This is a genomic window from Klebsiella sp. TF21-TM, assembly GCF_019753495.1.
Classification (GTDB): Bacteria; Pseudomonadota; Gammaproteobacteria; order Enterobacterales; family Enterobacteriaceae; genus Klebsiella; species Klebsiella quasipneumoniae.
The window spans coordinates 1-19,118 of record NZ_JAIJYL010000017.1 but is presented as its reverse complement, the minus strand read 5'-3'; the positions used below and the strand labels follow the sequence as shown (position 1 = coordinate 19,118).

General features: G+C 57.3%; 19 protein-coding genes. 9 read left to right on the top strand and 10 right to left on the bottom strand.

The window, feature by feature from the left end; genetic code table 11:
- Window positions 1-13 precede the first annotated feature (13 nt).
- The 6 genes from lepA to rseD all read right to left on the bottom strand — a co-directional run bounded on the left by lepA (window position 14) and on the right by rseD (window position 4,781).
- Entirely contained in the window at window positions 14-1,813 is a 1,800-nt protein-coding gene (gene lepA, locus K5R89_RS16710; RefSeq protein ID WP_023290668.1) for a translation elongation factor 4, read from the bottom strand.
- A gap of 185 nt (window positions 1,814-1,998) precedes the next feature.
- Window positions 1,999-2,478 (bottom strand): SoxR-reducing system protein RseC, encoded by a 480-nt coding sequence (gene rseC, locus K5R89_RS16705; protein ID WP_217259489.1) that lies wholly within the window; start codon window positions 2,476-2,478, stop codon window positions 1,999-2,001.
- A complete protein-coding gene (gene rseB, locus K5R89_RS16700; protein WP_004201821.1) occupies window positions 2,475-3,431 on the bottom strand; it encodes a sigma-E factor regulatory protein RseB in 957 nt (318 codons plus the stop codon). The genes rseC and rseB overlap by 4 nt, the downstream gene beginning before the upstream one ends.
- Window positions 3,431-4,081, bottom strand: a complete 651-nt coding sequence (gene rseA / locus K5R89_RS16695) for an anti-sigma-E factor RseA (protein ID WP_032453736.1) — start codon at window positions 4,079-4,081, stop codon at window positions 3,431-3,433. Before rseA ends, rseB begins: the two co-directional genes overlap by 1 nt.
- A gap of 32 nt (window positions 4,082-4,113) precedes the next feature.
- The gene (gene rpoE, locus K5R89_RS16690) at window positions 4,114-4,689 is read right to left on the bottom strand and encodes an RNA polymerase sigma factor RpoE (RefSeq protein WP_002914074.1); all 576 of its coding nucleotides are present in this window, start codon (window positions 4,687-4,689) and stop codon (window positions 4,114-4,116) included.
- Window positions 4,686-4,781: a rpoE leader peptide RseD gene (gene rseD, locus K5R89_RS27860; protein ID WP_223822583.1), complete on the bottom strand. Its 96-nt coding sequence runs from the start codon at window positions 4,779-4,781 to the stop codon at window positions 4,686-4,688. Before rseD ends, rpoE begins: the two co-directional genes overlap by 4 nt.
- 328 nt (window positions 4,782-5,109) lie before the next feature.
- On the opposite strand from rseD, the gene nadB reads away from it, so the two are divergent.
- Window positions 5,110-6,729, top strand: coding sequence for an L-aspartate oxidase (gene nadB / locus K5R89_RS16680; protein ID WP_023290670.1), 1,620 nt, complete (start codon window positions 5,110-5,112; stop codon window positions 6,727-6,729).
- On the opposite strand, the gene K5R89_RS16675 is transcribed toward nadB, so the two are convergent.
- Window positions 6,714-7,451, bottom strand: coding sequence for a tRNA1(Val) (adenine(37)-N6)-methyltransferase (locus K5R89_RS16675; protein ID WP_048298029.1), 738 nt, complete (start codon window positions 7,449-7,451; stop codon window positions 6,714-6,716). The genes nadB and K5R89_RS16675 overlap by 16 nt on opposite strands.
- Before the next feature lie 132 nt (window positions 7,452-7,583).
- On the opposite strand from K5R89_RS16675, the gene srmB reads away from it, so the two are divergent.
- On the top strand, window positions 7,584-8,915 hold the full coding sequence (srmB, locus tag K5R89_RS16670; RefSeq protein WP_032453738.1) for an ATP-dependent RNA helicase SrmB: 1,332 nt from the start codon (window positions 7,584-7,586) through the stop codon (window positions 8,913-8,915).
- A gap of 45 nt (window positions 8,916-8,960) precedes the next feature.
- Here the strand turns inward: srmB and grcA are convergent, their stop codons facing one another.
- Entirely contained in the window at window positions 8,961-9,344 is a 384-nt protein-coding gene (grcA, locus tag K5R89_RS16665) for an autonomous glycyl radical cofactor GrcA (protein ID WP_002914084.1), read from the bottom strand.
- A 311-nt stretch (window positions 9,345-9,655) separates the two neighbouring features.
- Here grcA and ung point away from each other — a divergent pair, with 311 nt between their 5' ends.
- Window positions 9,656-10,345 carry a uracil-DNA glycosylase gene (ung, locus tag K5R89_RS16660; protein WP_023290673.1) on the top strand — a complete coding sequence of 230 codons (690 nt, stop codon included), beginning with the start codon at window positions 9,656-9,658 and terminating at the stop codon, window positions 10,343-10,345.
- Between the two features lie 55 nt (window positions 10,346-10,400).
- Here the strand turns inward: ung and K5R89_RS16655 are convergent, their stop codons facing one another.
- Window positions 10,401-11,486 (bottom strand): tRNA/rRNA methyltransferase, encoded by a 1,086-nt coding sequence (locus K5R89_RS16655; protein ID WP_023290674.1) that lies wholly within the window; start codon window positions 11,484-11,486, stop codon window positions 10,401-10,403.
- Window positions 11,487-11,689: 203 nt separating this feature from the next.
- Here K5R89_RS16655 and trxC point away from each other — a divergent pair, with 203 nt between their 5' ends.
- The 5 genes from trxC to K5R89_RS16630 all read left to right on the top strand — a co-directional run bounded on the left by trxC (window position 11,690) and on the right by K5R89_RS16630 (window position 17,410).
- The gene (gene trxC / locus K5R89_RS16650) at window positions 11,690-12,115 is read left to right on the top strand and encodes a thioredoxin TrxC (RefSeq protein ID WP_002914091.1); all 426 of its coding nucleotides are present in this window, start codon (window positions 11,690-11,692) and stop codon (window positions 12,113-12,115) included.
- A 69-nt stretch (window positions 12,116-12,184) separates the two neighbouring features.
- On the top strand, window positions 12,185-12,883 hold the full coding sequence (tapT, locus tag K5R89_RS16645; RefSeq protein WP_044524370.1) for a tRNA-uridine aminocarboxypropyltransferase: 699 nt from the start codon (window positions 12,185-12,187) through the stop codon (window positions 12,881-12,883).
- 34 nt (window positions 12,884-12,917) lie between these two features.
- Window positions 12,918-15,569 carry a protein lysine acetyltransferase gene (gene pat / locus K5R89_RS16640; protein WP_049013875.1) on the top strand — a complete coding sequence of 884 codons (2,652 nt, stop codon included), beginning with the start codon at window positions 12,918-12,920 and terminating at the stop codon, window positions 15,567-15,569.
- A gap of 120 nt (window positions 15,570-15,689) precedes the next feature.
- The gene (gene pssA / locus K5R89_RS16635; protein ID WP_023290677.1) at window positions 15,690-17,045 is read left to right on the top strand and encodes a CDP-diacylglycerol--serine O-phosphatidyltransferase; all 1,356 of its coding nucleotides are present in this window, start codon (window positions 15,690-15,692) and stop codon (window positions 17,043-17,045) included.
- A gap of 41 nt (window positions 17,046-17,086) precedes the next feature.
- Window positions 17,087-17,410, top strand: a complete 324-nt coding sequence (locus K5R89_RS16630) for a YfiM family lipoprotein (protein ID WP_004201811.1) — start codon at window positions 17,087-17,089, stop codon at window positions 17,408-17,410.
- 3 nt (window positions 17,411-17,413) lie between these two features.
- Here the strand turns inward: K5R89_RS16630 and K5R89_RS16625 are convergent, their stop codons facing one another.
- Complete coding sequence (locus K5R89_RS16625; RefSeq protein ID WP_023290679.1) at window positions 17,414-18,712, bottom strand: MFS transporter; 1,299 nt, start codon at window positions 18,710-18,712, stop codon at window positions 17,414-17,416.
- 80 nt (window positions 18,713-18,792) lie between these two features.
- On the opposite strand from K5R89_RS16625, the gene K5R89_RS16620 reads away from it, so the two are divergent.
- Entirely contained in the window at window positions 18,793-19,101 is a 309-nt protein-coding gene (locus tag K5R89_RS16620) for a hypothetical protein (RefSeq protein ID WP_218781698.1), read from the top strand.
- The last annotated feature ends 17 nt before the right edge of the window (window positions 19,102-19,118 follow it).

Here is a 19,118-nt window from a genome sequence, read left to right as displayed (position 1 = left end):
CAACTCCTTAGGGTTATTTGCCGTCTTTACCAACGTGCAGAATGGCGAGGAACGCTTCCTGCGGCAGTTCAACGTTACCGACCTGCTTCATACGCTTCTTACCTTCTTTCTGCTTCTGCAGCAGCTTTTTCTTACGGCTGACGTCACCGCCGTAGCATTTCGCCAGCACGTTTTTACGCAGCTGTTTCACGGTAGAGCGCGCGATGATGTGGTTGCCGATGGCCGCCTGAATCGCGATGTCGAACTGCTGACGCGGAATAAGATCTTTCATCTTTTCCACCAGCTCGCGGCCGCGATACGGCGCGTTATCGTTGTGGGTGATCAGCGCCAGCGCATCGACGCGCTCGCCGTTGATCAGCACATCGACGCGTACCATGTTCGACGCCTGGAAGCGTTTGAAGTTGTAGTCCAGCGACGCATAGCCGCGGGAGGTAGACTTCAGACGGTCGAAGAAGTCGAGCACCACTTCCGCCATCGGGATTTCGTAGGTCAGCGCCACCTGTTTACCGTGGTAAACCATGTTGGTCTGCACGCCGCGCTTCTCCACACACAGGGTGATCACGTTGCCGAGGAACTCCTGCGGCAGCAGCATGTGACACTCGGCGATCGGCTCACGCAGCTCCTGAATATTATTCAGCGGCGGCAGCTTGGACGGGCTGTCGACGTAGATAACTTCTTTGGAGGTGGTCTCCACTTCGTAAACTACCGTCGGCGCGGTGGTGATCAGGTCAAGATCGTATTCACGCTCCAGACGCTCCTGAATGATCTCCATGTGCAGCAGGCCGAGGAAGCCGCAGCGGAAGCCGAAGCCCAGCGCGGTAGAACTTTCCGGCTCGTAGAACAGAGAGGCGTCGTTGAGGCTCAGTTTGCCCAGCGCGTCGCGGAAAGCTTCATAATCATCGGAGCTTACCGGGAACAGGCCGGCATACACCTGCGGTTTCACCTTCTTAAAGCCAGGCAGCGCTTTGTCTGCCGGGTTGCGGGCGGCGGTCAGGGTATCGCCCACCGGCGCGCCAAGGATGTCTTTGATCGCGCAGACCAGCCAGCCTACCTCGCCGCATTTCAGCTCGGTACGGTCAACCTGTTTCGGCGTGAAGATGCCCAGACGGTCGGCGTTATAGACCTGGCCGGTGCTCATGACCTTGATCTTGTCGCCCTTGCGCATGGTGCCGTTTTTAATTCGTACCAGCGACACTACGCCGAGGTAGTTATCGAACCAGGAGTCGATAATCAGCGCCTGCAGCGGCGCGTCCGGATCGCCTTCCGGCGGCGGAATATCGCGCACCAGACGCTCCAGCACCTCGGTCACGCCGACGCCGGTTTTCGCCGAGCAGCGCACCGCGTCATGGGCGTCGATCCCGACGATATCTTCAATTTCGTCCGCTACGCGCTCAGGGTCGGCCGCAGGCAGGTCGATCTTGTTGAGTACCGGAACGACCTCCAGGTCCATCTCCATCGCGGTGTAGCAGTTGGCCAGGGTCTGGGCTTCTACGCCCTGCCCGGCGTCAACCACCAGCAGCGCGCCTTCGCACGCGGCGAGGGAACGGGAAACTTCATAAGAGAAGTCCACGTGGCCCGGGGTGTCGATAAAGTTCAGCTGATAGGTCTCACCGTCGTTGGCCTTATAGTCCAGGGTGACGCTCTGCGCCTTGATGGTGATCCCGCGTTCGCGCTCAAGATCCATGGAGTCCAGAACCTGGGCTTCCATTTCACGATCAGAAAGGCCACCGCAAATCTGGATGATACGGTCAGACAGCGTCGACTTACCGTGGTCGATGTGAGCGATGATCGAAAAGTTACGTATATTCTTCATATTTAGAGTTAATTATGCCTTACGAGTATCATGAGGCCGCTGTACTGTGCCTGACGTTTTTTAATCCGAAAACGCCGCATTCTACACTACATCCTTGAAACCAGGAAATGCTGTTAGATCCAGCATAACCGCAGAAATTGTGGCGTTGTAACAGGAAGGGTAAATAAAGATAAGGGCCAGTGAAATCACTGACCCATGTCGGAGGAAGGCGTTTCGATACGCACCAGATCCGGCGGCAACGCGACGCTCAGAATCACCGGCTGCCACGACTGGCGCGCTGCCAGCTGCGGCGACAGACCGCGCGCCACCAGAAACCCGCCGACGCCGCCCAGCAGCGCGCCGCACAGCGAAGCGATATCGCTGGCAAACAGCACCTGGAAAATCGACGCCATCACAAACAGACCCACCAGCGGCGCCATGTAGACCAACAGCGCCGAACCCAGCAGACTGCTCTCGGCGATCCCCAGCTCCACTTTTTGCCCCGCCGTCAACGGCTGCTCGCAGGGCACGCTGATGGTATGGCTGGTCTGCGGCCCCAGCTTGTTTAATACCCGGCTGCCGCAGCCGGCGCGGGAGGCGCAACTGCTGCAGGAGGCTTTAACGTCGCAGTGCACCTGCGCCACGCCGTTATGCCAGGAAACCACGGTGGCCCACACTTTGATCATTGTACTGCCTTGAATTTAATGCTGTCTGAGATACGCTTCGCCGTCTGCGGCGGCAGTTCGCCCACCACGGTGATCTCCGCGTTATCGCGTACCGTCGTGCTGACGGTGCGTCGGCCGGTGCGCAACAGCTGGTCGCTGCTGGCCGCGGTGGCGCGGTTGATATTGATCGAGAAGCTGAACAAGCCGTCGGAATAGAGACGTGATTCTACCGGACCATCAAAGGTGGGCAGACGACGCTGGCTGCTGGAGACCTCAGTCATGCCCTGCGGGAGCCACGTTGGCGCCCAGTTGAAGTTGGCTTTGTCGCCCCCTTCAGGCACCGACAGCTGCGGCGGCAAATTCGCTTTCGCCAGCGTCTCCATGCTGGCGCTGACGTTATCGCCAACGTTGAAAGAGACGACCCGGAACTGCTCCAGCGTTTCACCGTCGCGGTCGAGCAAATCGACGCGCAGCGGCAGCTTGGTCTCAGCGTCCAGCCAGGCGATAAAGCTATAGCGCGTGCCGTCGCGAGCCACGACGCGGATCACGTCGCAGAGGCGGTCGGCGATACGGGTACGGCCCACGGAGATAAAATCATAGGCTGCGCTGAGACGTTTGAAATCGCTGTAAACCAACGACGGCAGTGAATCGACGATATAGTCGCCGTTCAGGGTGAACGGATCGAGGCCGGGTTCAAAATAGCTGATTTCCGTACCGCGCAGGACCACTTCCCGGCGCGGACCGTCCAGCTGCAGAAGCTGCGCCAGCGGTTGATTGTTCAGTCGCGCGTGACGATAGCGCAGTGACTCAACGCCTTGTTTGCTGATGCTGACGAAAGACAGCTCATAATTGAGGGACTGGCTGGCCAGGTTCATCTGCTGCAACAACGCCCCGGACGATGTATCAGCCGAGGCGTTGACAGAGAACAACAGACTGCCTGCCATGAGCGACATGGCACACCAAAGTTGCTTCATTACTGCGATTGCGTTCCTAAAGTTTGATAACCCGGCACCTGGACTGCGGCCTGCTGAGTCTGGGCCTGGCCAAACTGAAGCTGCTCAGCGTGCAGGCGGCGCTGCAGTTCGTAGTCCTGCAGCATGGCGTTAATCCGCCGACGCTGTTCCTGGACCTGAGCCTGCTGGCCGCTACCTGCTGATACGTCAGCCGGTACGCCAAGGCTTACCGGGCTCGCTTTACCCATCATCGGCAGCGTATTGAACACCGGCGCCTCTGGCTGCTGAGCGGCATCAGACTGCCCATTATAGTGCTGGACGCCGACGATAACCGCAAGCGATACGCAGGCGGCAACGCCCATCTGGGTCAGTGAGCTGGCCCACGGACGCACTTTGTTCCAGAACGGCATCTGCCGCCACTGGTGCGGTGCGGGCTGAGATTCAGGAATAAGCGGCGCCGTCTGACGAACGGGCTCATTTTCAATGGCGGCCATCACCCGGGCGGAGATATCAAATTGCAGCACCTCTGCGGTATCGCCACGCAGCGTATCGCGGATAAGGTGATAACTCTCCCAGGTTTTTTGCATCTCAGAAGAACGACTCAGCTCGTTGAGCAGTTCGTTATCCAGCGTTTCACCATCCATTAAAGCCGAAAGTTTTTCTTTCTGCATGCCTGATACCCTTTTCCAGTATTCCGCTATCGTCAACGCCTGATAAGCGGTTGAACTTTATTATCAATAGCTTCTCGCGCCCGGAAGATACGCGAACGCACCGTCCCAACCGGACAATCCATGATAGCGGCTATCTCTTCATAGCTTAGGCCATCCAGCTCCCGTAACGTAATTGCCATGCGTAAATCTTCCGGAAGCGATTCAATGGTACGAAAAACTATTTGTCTCAGTTCTTCTGACAACATTAAGTTCTCAGGGTTCGAAATTTCTTTCAACGCCCCGCCGCTTTCGAAGTTTTCCGCCTCGTTGGCGTCAACATCGCTGGACGGCGGACGGCGTCCCTGAGCAACCAGATAATTCTTCGCCGTATTGACGGCGATACGGTATAACCAGGTGTAAAAAGCGCTATCTCCCCGGAAAGAGTCCAGCGCACGCCATGCCTTAACGAACGATTCCTGAACGACGTCAGCGATATCGCCCGGCGGTACATAGCGGGAAACCAGGCTCGCGACCTTATGCTGATAGCGCACTACCAGCAAATTAAACGCTTTCTGATCTCCTTTCTGGACCCGTTCAACAAGGACCTGATCCGTTAACTGCTCGCTCATCCGAGGTAATGTCTCCCCAAACCCAATTCCCATGCGTCTTCAAAACACCACCCAAAATCTGCATTATGAGCAAGCTGACTCTTGGAGTGTATGAAAACAATAAAGTTCCGTTACGCTTTTGTTTTTTGTCTGGCAACGGCGGCAGATCGTTATCAATCATTATATGCCCAGGTTGCTAAACGATAGGTTAGTCAATAAGAAAAAGCGCAGGCCCGTCTGAAGGGTATCGTAACACGGCGTTTATTTCACTATAAAATCCAATGCTATCAACCTGCCACGCGTCTCATTTTCGCCGTGCTCCAGACCGTTTCTGCTCGCCTGCTGTTTAGCCGTCACAACGCCAGTTAAAAAAAATTGTACGATTCCTCACGAGCTGGTGCTATTGTGAGCTAAATGTGTTTAGTAAATTAAACAAAGACGATGAATACCACTCCTGACTTCTCTTGTGATGTGTTGATTATCGGCAGCGGCGCTGCCGGCCTCTCTCTTGCGCTGCGCCTGGCAGAGCACAGTTCGGTGACGGTGTTGAGTAAAGGGCCGATCAGCGAAGGTTCGACGTTCTATGCGCAGGGCGGGATTGCCGCCGTCTTCGACGAGACCGACAGTATTGAATCTCATGTCGAAGATACCCTGATCGCCGGCGCAGGGTTATGCGATCGCCATGCGGTCACCTTCGTCGCCAGCAACGCCAGACCATGCGTCCAGTGGCTTATCGATCAGGGCGTATTGTTTGACACCCAGGTCCAGGCCAATGGCGAAGAGAGCTATCATCTCACGCGCGAAGGGGGCCACAGCCATCGGCGCATTCTTCACGCCGCCGACGCTACCGGCAAAGCGGTGGAGACGACGCTGGTCGATAAAGCCCTCGCCCATCCCAATATCCGCATCCTTGAGCGCAGCAATGCCGTCGACTTGATCGTATCGGATAAGATTGGCCTGCCGGGCACGCGCCGGGTGGTCGGGGCATGGATCTGGAACCGCAATAAAGAGCGCGTGGAAACCTGCAGCGCGAAGGCGGTGGTGCTCGCCACCGGCGGAGCCGCCAAGGTTTATCAATACACCACTAACCCCGACGTCTCTTCCGGAGACGGTATCGCGATGGCCTGGCGGGCGGGCTGCCGGGTGGCGAATCTGGAATTCAACCAATTTCACCCCACCGCGCTGTATCATCCGCAGGCGCGCAATTTCCTGCTGACCGAAGCGCTGCGCGGCGAAGGCGCCCACCTTAAACGCCCGGACGGCACCCGCTTTATGCCGGACTTTGACGAACGCGGCGAGTTGGCCCCACGCGATATCGTCGCCCGCGCCATCGATCATGAGATGAAGCGCCTTGGCGTTGACTGTATGTTCCTTGATATCAGCCATAAACCCGAGGCGTTTGTTCGCCAGCACTTCCCGATGATTTACGAAAAGCTGCTCGGTCTGGGAATTGATTTAACCAAAGATCCGGTGCCGGTCGTCCCTGCCGCGCATTACACCTGCGGCGGCGTGATGGTGGATGATAATGGCCGCACCGACGTCGATGGGTTATACGCCATCGGCGAAGTCAGCTATACCGGGCTGCACGGCGCGAACCGTATGGCCTCGAACTCGCTGCTGGAGTGTCTGGTTTACGGCTGGTCCGCCGCAGAAGATATTGCCCGTCGCCTGCCGCTGGCCCAGAAGGTCAGCACCCTGCCGGCGTGGGATGAAAGTCAGGTGGAGATCCCGGATGAACTGGTGGTTATCCAGCATAACTGGCACGAGCTGCGCCTGCTGATGTGGGATTACGTGGGGATTGTGCGCACCACCCGCAGGCTGGAGCGCGCCCTGCGGCGCATTACCATGCTGCAGCAGGAGCTGGATGAGTATTACGCCCGCTTCCGCGTCTCGAATAATCTGCTGGAGCTGCGCAATCTGGTGCAGGTGGCGGAACTTATCGTACGCTGCGCGATGTTGCGCAAAGAGAGCCGGGGACTGCATTACACCCTCGACTATCCGCAGCCGCTGCCGAACAGCGGTCCGTCGATATTGTCGCCCCTGGCTCACATAAAGAGATAAAAATCCTCGGTCAGAGCGGTAAAGCCTTCTGAATACTGCTGCTCTGGCCCGCGGATCGCCAGCCTGTCGCTGAAACACTCCCCCGCCGTCGGGGAGAAAGCCAGCAGCACCCGATGCGGCGGCCGCATCTCGGTCTCCGCCACGTCAGTGCGCAGTCGCAGGTGCCAGCCCATCGCGGTTGCCCGTTCGATAAACGCATTTCCGATATCTACCGGCAGCACCACGCAAAAAAAGCCTTCTTCGGTGATATGCTCAGCGGCACAGGTCAGCAGAGAAGCGTGATCGAGCGTCGTGGTATACCGCGCCTGCTCCCGCTGCGAGGTGGCGCAAGGCACCCCTTCCGCAAAAAAGGGCGGGTTACTGATTATCAGTTGATAGCGTCGGGTCTGCGGCGGCTGCCACTGATGAATATCGGCCTGACAGACCTCAACCCGCGAAGCCCATGGCGACGCAAGGGCATTTTCCTGCGCCTGGGCGGCGGCCTCCTCATCCAGTTCGACCGCATCGACACGCACATCATCGCCGGTACGCTGCGCGAGCATTAGCGCCAGCAGGCCGCTGCCGGCGCCAATATCCAGCACATGTTTCACCCCGGCAATCGGCGCCCAGGCGCCGAGCAAAATGCCGTCGGTACCCACCTTCATCGCGCAACGATCGTGGGCGACAAAAAACTGTTTGAAGGTAAAACCATTGCGCGGCAGCGCAAACTTCGACTGAGACATCCTCAATAACCTTGCCGACAAAAAACTCCTGAACGTAAGGCTATGCACAATACCGGAGAACAGATAGCCTTACAAACAGATGAACATTACGTCAGTAACGTCTATAATCGGCGGCCCACTCAGAGGTAGAACATGACTGTAACGACTTTTTCCGAACTTGAACTCGATGAAAACCTGCTGGAAGCCCTCCAGGATAAAGGTTTCACTCGCCCGACAGCCATTCAGGCCGCCGCTATTCCGCCTGCGCTCGATGGCCGTGACATTCTCGGTTCAGCGCCGACCGGCACCGGTAAAACGGCGGCGTATCTGCTGCCAGCGTTGCAGCACCTGCTCGATTTCCCGCGTAAGAAATCCGGCCCGCCGCGTATTCTTATCCTGACGCCGACCCGTGAGCTGGCGATGCAGGTGGCTGACCACGCCCGCGAGCTGGCGAAGCATACCCATCTGGATATCGCCACCATTACCGGCGGCGTAGCCTACATGAACCACGCGGAAGTGTTCAGCGAAAACCAGGACATCGTGGTCGCCACCACTGGTCGCCTGCTGCAGTATATAAAAGAAGAGAACTTCGACTGCCGCGCCGTCGAGACCCTGATCCTCGATGAAGCCGACCGCATGCTGGACATGGGCTTTGCGCAGGATATCGAAACCATCGCTGGTGAAACCCGCTGGCGCAAGCAGACCATGCTGTTCTCCGCGACGCTGGAAGGCGATGCGATCAAAGACTTCGCTGAGCGCCTGCTGGAAGAGCCGGTTGAAGTTTCCGCTACCCCGTCGACTCGCGAGCGTAAGAAAATCCATCAATGGTACTATCGCGCGGACGATATCGAACATAAGACCAGGCTGCTGGTGAATCTGCTGCAACAGCCGGAAGCTACCCGCGCTATCGTCTTTGTGCGCAAGCGCGAGCGCGTGCATGAGCTGGCCAACTGGCTGCGTGAAGCGGGGATTAACACCTGCTGGCTGGAAGGCGAGATGGTGCAGGCCAAGCGTAACGAAGCCATTAAGCGTCTGACCGACGGCCGCGTAAACGTGCTGATCGCCACCGACGTCGCCGCCCGCGGTATCGATATTCCGGACGTCAGCCACGTCTTTAACTTCGATATGCCGCGCACCGCCGACATCTATCTGCACCGTATCGGTCGTACCGGCCGCGCAGGTAAGAAAGGCACCGCGATTTCGCTGGTTGAAGCGCACGATCACCTGCTGCTGGGCAAGATCGGCCGCTACGTTGAAGAACCGCTGAAAGCTCGCGTGATTGATGAATTGCGACCCAAAACCCGTGCGCCAAGCGAGAAGTTGACCGGTAAACCATCGAAGAAAGTGCTGGCGAAACGCGCCGAGAAAAAAGAGAAAGAAAAAGAGAAGCCGCGGGTGAAGAAGCGCCACCGCGATACGAAAAATATCGGTAAGCGCCGGAAGCCAAGCGCGACCGGGACGCCATCAGCGTCCAGCGAAGAGTAAAAAAAACGCCGGGATATCCCGGCGTTTTCACATCTGGCGTTAGCCTTACAGGCTTTCAGTAAAGGTACGAGCGATAACGTCGCGCTGCTGTTCCGGAGTCAGGGAGTTGAAGCGTACCGCGTAGCCGGAAACACGAATGGTCAGCTGCGGGTATTTTTCAGGATGCTCAACCGCGTCCAGCAGGGTTTCGCGACGCAGCACGTTAACGTTCAGGTGCTGACCGCCTTCCACGCGAACTTCTGGTTTCACGTCTACCGGGATTTCACGGTATTCGATTTCACCCAGTTTGCTGACCGCCACCACGTCATCTTCCGCAAAACCACCTTTGGCGCACAGGCAACGCGCTTCGCCTTTTTCGCTATCCAGCAGCCAGAAAGAGTTCAGCAGGTCGTCGTTTGCCGCTTTAGTAATTTGGATACCAGTAATCATTTGATGCCTCCCAGGCAGTGTTTATTCGATTTTGGCCTCTTCGCGGCCAATTGGTAAAACCATTGTTGTATGAGTGTATATATATCAGCCGCACCCTCGGCATTCTTTGATGTAAATCAATAAAAACCACTCACTCTAAGTGGGTATGCAAGGATTTTATTGTTTTACATCAAGTTACGCCATAAGCCGCTATAAATAATTTTGTAAATTTTCAATTTTTTTTGCATAAAGGCCCGCGTCAAGCCGTGCCGATTTTGTTCTGTAGAAAGAAGCCGTTAAGCTATAGCGATGACCCTTTGCAGGAGAGCAAGATGACCACCCCTTTAACCTGGCATGACGTGCTGGCGGATGAAAAGCAACAACCCTATTTTCTCAATACTCTGAAGACCGTCGCCGAAGAGCGCCAGTCCGGGATCACCATCTATCCACCGCAAAAAGATGTCTTTAATGCGTTTCGCTTTACCGAACTGGGCGATGTCAAAGTCGTCATTCTCGGTCAGGACCCCTATCACGGCCCGGGGCAAGCCCACGGTCTGGCGTTCTCGGTTCGCCCGGGCGTCGCAATCCCGCCCTCGCTGCTGAATATGTACAAAGAGCTGGAGGCCACTATCCCTGGCTTTACCCGCCCTACCCATGGTTACCTGGAAAGCTGGGCGCGCCAGGGGGTGCTCCTGCTTAATACGGTCCTGACCGTCCGCGCCGGGCAGGCGCACTCGCACGCCAGCCTCGGCTGGGAGACGTTTACCGATAAGGTAATCGCCTTAATCAATGAGCACTGCGAGGGGGTGGTCTTTCTGCTGTGGGGCTCCCATGCGCAGAAGAAAGGCGCGATTATCGATCGCCAGCGCCACTGCGTACTGAAGGCGCCGCACCCTTCACCGCTCTCCGCGCATCGCGGCTTCTTTGGCAGCAACCATTTCGTGCAAACCAATCAGTGGCTGGCCGATCGCGGCGAAGCGCCGATTGACTGGATGCCGGTCCTTCCCGCCGAAAGCGAGTGATCGACAGCCATAAAAAAAGCCAGCATCAGCTGGCTTTTGTATTCAGGGACAGGTATTACGCCTTGTTCTGACGCCACCATTCCGCCAGCAGGACGCCGGTCGCCACAGAGACGTTCAGGCTTTCGACATTGCCGGTACCATCGATGGCGACGCTGAGGTCCGCGCTGGAGATGGCTGCATCCGACAGGCCATCGCGCTCCTGGCCTAACACCAGCACCATTTTCTTCGGCAGCTCGGCTTTAAACAGCGGGGTACCATTATGGCTGGAGGTCGAGACAATCGCGTAGCCCGCCTGACGGAACTGATCCAGAGTATCGATGAAGCTGTCGCCGGTGATCGGTTCAACATGTTCCGCACCGCCTTCCGCCGTACGGATCGCCGCGCCGGACTCCAGCACGCCGGCATCCTGAACCACAACACCCTTCACACCGAAGTGCGCGCAGCTGCGCATGATCGCCCCGAGGTTGTGCGGGTTACCCACGTCCTCCAGCGCCAGAACGCAATCTTCTTCTGCGGCCTTCGCGACCCACTGGGCAACAGAGGTACCGTGGCGTTTTTTGATCAGGAAGCAGACGCCGCCGTGGTGATCGGTCCCGGAGGCTTTCGCCAGCTCGGCTTCATCAACCACATGATAGGCTTTACGGTTAGCCGCCATCCAGCGCAGCGCCTCTTTAAAGCGCGGCGTCACGCTCTGGATAAACCAGGCGCGGACAATGGCTTCCGGGCGGCTCTGGAACAGGGCCTGACAGGCGTTTTCACCATACACGCGGGTCTCTTCCGCACGCTGGCGACGCAGTACTTCCGGATCGATAAAGCTCTTCCCGCTGATCCCGCCGTGATCTTCTTTTACCGGCGTCTCGTCGCCAGGAGCGCGAGAAACGGTACGCCACGGGGACGCATCGTCACGATTAAAATCATCGCGCTTGCGCTCATCACGCTTGCGGTCATCGCGTTTACGATCGTCACCGCGGCTGTTTCGTTCGTCACGCGCAGGGCGGCTGCGGCCGTCAACACGAGATTTTCCTGGACGACCTCCCCCTTTCCCGGTACGTGGGTTATGGGTGCGTTTGTCAGAATCATCATCACTGCGGACATACATCACTTTGACCTTGCCGCTTTTATTTTTCAGTTCGTCGCTCATCAATTTTCTCCACCTGCGCTGCGCGAAGCGCGCAGATTACCCGATGTGTCATCGCTTCGCCATGATTTCGTTTAAAAGACGGCCTCTATTGCACTCATCGAACAAAACGCATTGTCCTTAAATAACACTTAATCGATAATATGTAACATCACAGAAACATATCGGCCTCGTGCCACGTTGCAACCCATAACCAGAGGTTAGTTATGAATACCGTTTGTGCCAGTTGTCAGGCTCTGAACCGCCTCCCGGACGATCGTAGCGCGGATGGCGCAAAGTGCGGACGCTGCGGTCACGATCTTTTTGATGGCGACGTCATCAACGCGACCGGGGCAACGCTGGATAAACTCTTAAAGGACGATCTGCCGGTCGTTGTCGATTTCTGGGCGCCATGGTGCGGTCCCTGCCGCAGCTTCGCGCCGATCTTTGAAGACGTCGCGGAAGAGCGTAGCGGGAAGATGCGTTTTGTGAAAGTTAACACCGAAGCGGAACGTGAGCTTAGCGCACGGTTTCGTATCCGCAGCATCCCGACCATCATGATGTTCAAAAATGGCGAAGTGATCGACATGCTTAATGGCGCGGTGCCAAAAGCGCCATTTGATAGCTGGCTGAACGAAGCCGGACAGCAGTAATCCTTCCGGGGCACCGCTTGTGCCCCGTTTTCGCCTCTGCGACAATAGCGTTTTTCACTAGCGACTCCCATGACTGATAACGCTGTCCTTCGCCTGCGCGCCGAACGTCTCGCGCGAGCCACCCGCCCTTTCCTTGCTCGCGGCAACCGCATCCGCCGCTGCCAGCGCTGTCTGCTGCCGCTCAAGCAGTGCCTGTGCGCCACGTTAACGCCGGCGCAGGCCACCAGTCGTTTCTGCCTGGTGATGTTTGATACGGAGCCGATGAAGCCCAGCAACACCGGCCGGCTCATCGCCGATATTCTGCCGAATACCGAGGCTTATCAATGGTCGAGAACCGAGCCGCCGCAGGGGCTGCTCGATCTGGTCGCCCATCCCGATTACCAGCCGATGGTGGTGTTCCCCGCCTCCTACGCCGCACCGGAGCGCCAGGTCCTGAGCGCGCCGCCGTCCGGCAAACCGCCGCTGTTTATCATGCTCGATGGCACCTGGACCGAAGCGCGTAAAATGTTCCGTAAGAGCCCTTATCTGGACGCGCTGCCGATCATCTCCGTCGATCTGTCGCGCATCTCAGCCTACCATCTGCGCGAGGCGCACGCCGACGGACAATATTGTACCGCGGAAGTGGCCATCGCCCTGCTGGATCTGGCGGGCGATGCGCCGGCCGCCGCAGCGCTTGGCGAACACTTCACCCGCTTCCGGACCCGCTACCTGGCGGGAAAAACCCAGCATAAGGGCAGTATCACAGCGGGCCAGGCGGAAAACGTTTAAAATCATTCGGTCACTGGGATGAAAGGAGACCGGTATGAGCCAACGAGGCCTGGAAGCGCTGCTGCGACCAAAATCCATCGCCGTTATTGGCGCATCAATGAAGCCGCAGCGCGCTGGCTATCTCATGATGCGCAACCTGCTAGCCGGCGGCTTCAATGGCCCGGTACTGCCGGTGACCCCCGCCTGGAAGGCGGTGCTTGGGGTGCTGGCGTGGCCCACCATCGAGAAGCTGCCGTTTACGCCGGATCTGGCGGTGCTTTGTACCAACGCGCGACGTAATCTCGAGTTGCTCGAAGCCCTGGGGCAGAAAGGCTGCAAGACCTGCATCATCCTCTCTTCGCAGCCGGAACAGTATCCGGCGCTGCTCGAATGCGCTGCACGCTATCAGATGCGCCTGCTCGGCCCAAACAGCCTGGGGCTGCTGGCGCCGTGGCAAGGCCTGAACGCCAGCTTTTCGCCGGTCGCGATCCACCGCGGTAAACTGGCCTTTATCTCGCAGTCGGCCGCCGTCTCCAACACCATCCTTGACTGGGCGCAACAGCGCGAGATGGGGTTTTCCTACTTCATCGCGCTGGGCGATAGCCTGGATATAGATGTCGATGACCTGTTGGACTTTCTGGCCCGCGACAGCAAAACCAGCGCCATTTTGCTTTACCTTGAGCATCTCAGCGACGCGCGCCGGTTTGTCTCCGCCGCGCGCAGCGCCTCGCGAAACAAGCCAATCCTGGTGATCAAAAGCGGCCGTAGTCCCGCGGCGCAGAAACTGTTGCACGTCAATTCAGGGATGGATCCGGCATGGGATGCGGCCATCCAGCGTGCTGGTCTGCTGCGGGTCCAGGATACCCATGAGCTGTTCTCCGCCGTAGAAACCCTGAGCCATATGCGCCCGCTGCGCGGTGAAAAACTGATGATCGTCAGCAACGGCGCGGCGCCGGCGGCGCTGGCGCTGGATGAGCTTTGGTTGCGTAACGGTAAGCTGGCGACCCTCAGCGAGGAGACGCGCGACGCCCTGCGCCAGGCGCTGCCGGGCGGCGTTGAGATCGCCAACCCACTGGATCTACGCGATGACGCCAGCAGCGAACACTATCAGCGGGCGGTGAATATTCTGCTTAACAGCCAGGACTACGACGCGCTGCTGGTGATCCACTCGCCCAGCGCCGCCGCGCCGGGCACCGAGAGCGCCCTGGCGCTGATAGACGCCCTGAAGCACCATCCGCGTGGCAAATATGTCACCGTGCTGACCAACTGGTGCGGCGAATTCTCTTCCCAGGAGGCGCGACGGCTGTTCAGCGATGCCGGCCTTCCCACCTACCGTACGCCGGAGGGCACCATCACCGCCTTTATGCATATGGTCGAGTACCGCCGTAACCAGAAACAGCTGCGCGAGACTCCAGTGCTGCCGGACTCGTTAACCGCCAATACCAGCGAAGCGCATGCTCTGCTCCAGCAAGCGATAGATGACGGCGCCACCACGCTGGATACCCACGAGGTCAGCCCGGTGCTCCGGGCCTACGGTATCCACACACTGCCAACCTGGATCGCCGCTGACAGCGCGGAAGCGGTGCATATCGCTGAGCAGATAGGCTATCCGGTTGCGTTGAAGCTGCGTTCCCCGGATATTCCGCACAAATCAGAAGTACAGGGGGTCATGTTGTATCTGCGTACCGCGGCAGAAGTACAGCAGGCAGCGGATGCGATGATCGATCGCGTCAGGCTGGCCTGGCCCCAGGCGCGCATTCATGGCCTGCTGGTGCAGAGTATGGCCAATCGCGCCGGCGCCCAGGAGCTGAGAGTGGTGGTTGAGCACGATCCCCTCTTCGGCCCGTTGATTATGTTGGGCGAAGGCGGCGTGGAGTGGCGGGCCGAGGATCAGGCCGCTGTGGCGCTGCCGCCGCTGAATATGAACCTGGCGCGTTATCTGGTGATCCAGGCGATCAAAAATAAGAAGATCCGCGGCCGCAGCGCATTGCGACCGCTGGATATCGCAGGCTTAAGCCAGCTGCTGGTTCAGGTCTCGAACCTGATCGTCGACTGCCCGGAGATCCAGCGGCTGGATATTCATCCCCTGCTCGCCTCCGGCAACGAGTTTACGGCGCTGGACGTTACCCTGGGGCTTGCTCCCTTTAGCGGCGACAGTGAAAGCCGTCTCGCTATTCGTCCCTATCCGCACCAGCTGGAGGAGTGGGTGGTGATGAAAAATGGCGATCGCTGTCTGTTCCGGCCGATCCTTCCGGAAGATGAACCGCAGTTGCTCGCGTTTATCGCTCAGGTCACCAAAGAAGATCTCTATTATCGCTATTTTAGTGAGATCAACGAATTTACCCATGACGACTTAGCCAATATGACCCAGATCGACTACGATCGAGAAATGGCGTTCGTCGCCGTCAGGACCACCGCGGAACAGAGCGAGATCCTCGGCGTGACGCGGGCGATCTCCGACCCTGACAATATTGATGCCGAGTTTGCTGTGCTGGTCCGTTCAGATTTGAAAGGGTTAGGCCTGGGGCGAAGGCTGCTGGAAAAGCTGATCGCCTATACGCAAAGCCATGGCCTGCAACGGCTGAATGGGATTACGATGCCGAATAACCGAGGCATGATCGGCCTCGCCAGAAAGCTGGGATTCACCGTTGATATTCAGCTGGAAGATGGGATTGTCAGTCTGTCGCTGCCCCTGAATCAGGGATAATCGCGCGACGCTGACCGCAATTGTTGACCACATTAGCGGGTAGTAATGGTATTATTGCCCGCTTACGTCGTCTGCATGGTACAGAAGACCCTTCAATAAACAGAGAAGAAACGCACTGTGATGTTGTCAAAATTTAAGCGTAATAAACATCAACAACACCTTGCCCAACTCCCTAAGCTTTCTCAGTCAGTTGATGATGTAGAGTTCTTTTACGCCCCTGCGGATTTCAGGGAAGCGTTACTGACCCGGATTGCCAACGCCACTCAGCGTATATGCATTATTGCGCTCTACCTGGAGCAAGATGATGGCGGAAAAGGAATTTTGCAGGCCCTTTATGACGCCAAACGTCAGCGTCCGCAACTGGATGTTCGCGTCCTCGTTGACTGGCACCGCGCTCAACGTGGCCGTATCGGCGCCGCCGCCTCCAACACCAATGCTGACTGGTATTGTCGGATGGCCAATGAAAATCCGGGCGTAGAGATTCCCGTTTACGGCGTGCCGATTAACACCCGGGAGGCGCTCGGCGTTCTCCATTTCAAAGGCTTTATTATCGATGACTGCGTCCTCTATAGCGGCGCCAGCCTGAACGATGTTTATCTGCATCAGCATGATAAGTACCGCTATGACCGCTATCAGTGCATCCGTAACGGCAAAATGGCGGACGTCATGTTCGACTGGGTCGACAATAATCTGGTTCAGGGACGCGGCGTGAATCGTCTCGACAGACCGGATCGGCCAAAAAGTCCGGAAATCAAAAACGATATTCGCCAGTACCGTCAGGAGCTGCGCGACCGCAGCTACCATTTTGTCGGCACCGCCGGTGACGAAGAACTCTCCGTCACCCCGCTGGTAGGCCTGGGGAAATCCAGCCTGCTGAACAAAACTATCTTTCACCTGATGCCCTGTGCCGAGCACAAGTTAACGATCTGCACCCCCTACTTCAACCTTCCTGCCGTGCTGGTAAGAAATATCATCCAGCTGCTGCGCGACGGTAAACAGGTGGAGATTATTGTCGGCGATAAAACCGCGAACGATTTCTATATTCCGGAAGATCAGCCGTTTAAAATCATCGGCGCGCTTCCTTATCTGTATGAGATCAACCTGCGGCGTTTCCTCAGCCGGCTGCAGTATTATGTGAATACCGATCAGCTGATCGTCCGCCTGTGGAAGGATGACGATAACAGCTACCACCTGAAGGGCATGTGGGTTGACGACGAGTGGATGCTGCTCACCGGCAACAACCTTAACCCGCGCGCCTGGCGACTCGATCTGGAAAATGCCATTCTGATCCACGATCCAAAGCAGCAGCTGGGAGCCATGCGGGAGAAAGAGCTGAAGCTCATCCGCACCCACACCACGGTGGTGAAACATTATCGGGATCTGCAAAGTATTGCCGACTATCCGGTGAAAGTGCGTAAACTGATCCGCCGACTGCGGCGGATCCGCATTGACCGGCTGATCAGCCGTATTCTCTGACAATCAGCCCCGCCTCGACGGGGCTTTTTTCTGGAAGCGCTATGCGTACGATAATCGTGATTGCTTCGCTGATGTTAACGGGCTGCAGCCACATGGCAAATGATGCATGGTCCGGTCAGGACAAAGCCCAGCATTTTCTGGCCTCGGCGATGCTGTCTGCCGCCGGCAATGAATATGCGCAACATCAGGGTTACAGCCGGGACCGCAGCGCTGCTATCGGCCTGATGTTTTCCGTCAGCCTCGGCGCCTCAAAAGAGCTTTGGGACAGCCGCCCGGCAGGCAGCGGCTGGAGCTGGAAGGATTTCGCCTGGGATGTAGCCGGCGCGACCACCGGCTACGCTGTTTGGCAACTGGCGCACCAGTAACGGCTAAAGACGCAGGCCTTTGCCTTTGCGATGCAGCATCAGGGAGACCAGGAAGGCGATGGCCGCCATCACCGTCACGTACCAGTAGAACGCGTGCTCTATCCCCGCCGATTTCAGCGACAGCGCGACATATTCCGCCGAGCCGCCAAACAGGGCATTCGCGACGGCATAGGACAGCCCTACCCCAAGCGCGCGAACCTGCGCCGGGAACATCTCGGCCTTCAGGATGCCGCTGATCGAAGTATAGAAACTGACAATCAGCAAGGCGCAGATCACCAGGCCGAAGGCAGCATAGGGTGAGCTCACTTTTTGCAAGGCGCTCAGGATAGGCACGGTAAATAATGTCGCCAGCACGCCAAAGCACAGCATGGAGGTACGGCGGCCAACTTTATCCGAAAAGGCGCCGAACAGCGGTTGAACCAGCATATAAACGAACAGCGCCGCGGTCATGATCACGCTGGCGGTGCTGGCCGTCATGCCCGCCGTGTTGACCAGATACTTTTGCATATAGGTAGTAAAGGTATAGAAGGTCAGCGATCCGGCGGCAGTAAAGCCCAACACCATCACGAAAGCCCGGCGATTACGCCACAACCCTTTAAATGAGCCAGCCTCTTTCAGCGCCCGGGTCTCCTGCTTCGAGGTTTCGTCCAGCTGGCGACGCAGCCACAGCGCGACGATAGCCAGTACTGCCCCGAGAGCAAAAGGAATACGCCATCCCCAGGCATGCAAATCTTCGTCGCTCAGCACCTGCTGGAGCGCCACGACCACTAATACCGCCAGCAGTTGACCGCCAATTAACGTGACGTACTGGAAAGAGGCATAGAAGCCTTTCTTTCCTTCAATCGCCACTTCACTCATATAGGTCGCGCTGGTGCCATATTCTCCACCGACCGACAGCCCCTGAAACAGACGGGCCAACAGCAGCAGCGCCGGAGCCCAGGTGCCGATGACCGCGTAGCCCGGCAGGCAGGCAATCACCAGTGAACCAAAGCACATCATACAGACCGAAATAAGCATGGAAGCTTTACGTCCGCGGCGGTCGGCGATCCGACCAAACAGCCACCCACCGATAGGACGCATCAGAAATCCGGCGGCGAATACGCCTGCCGTTTGTAAAAGTTGAGTGGTGGTATTTCCGGAGGGAAAGAAGATATGGGCAAAATAGAGCGAGCAGAATGAGTAGACGTAAAAATCAAACCACTCAACCAGATTTCCCGAGGAAGCGCCAACAATTGCCCAAATACGACGACGGGTATCGGCCTGCTCCGGCGCGGCCCGTTCGGTAATGCTACTCTCTGTCATTGTTATATTGCTCCAGCAAAGACTGCAGTCTGTCTTGTCGGGCGTACCACGTCACGCAGACAAATTAGTTAGTAAACTAAATGTTATATAATTGTTATATCTTTATATGTGATTGCATTCACATTTTTTTTCGCAAGCACGGTTTTCGCGATCAACGCCAGCGCAGAGGCAAGGAAAAAGTGGATTATGGCGAAGGGTTTGCCATGACGGGGTTTTATGTTGCTTTGAATGAAGATAATGGTGCGGGTATGGCGGGATTTTCCCCGGAGGCGGTGCTGCGCACCTTGTCCGGGCTACGGATCCGTAGCCCCGGTAAGCGCAGCGCCACCGGGGAGGCGTACCCCACACAGCAAAAAACCCCGCACCTTTCGGGACGGGGTTCTTTTTAAACGCAAAAACAAAAAGC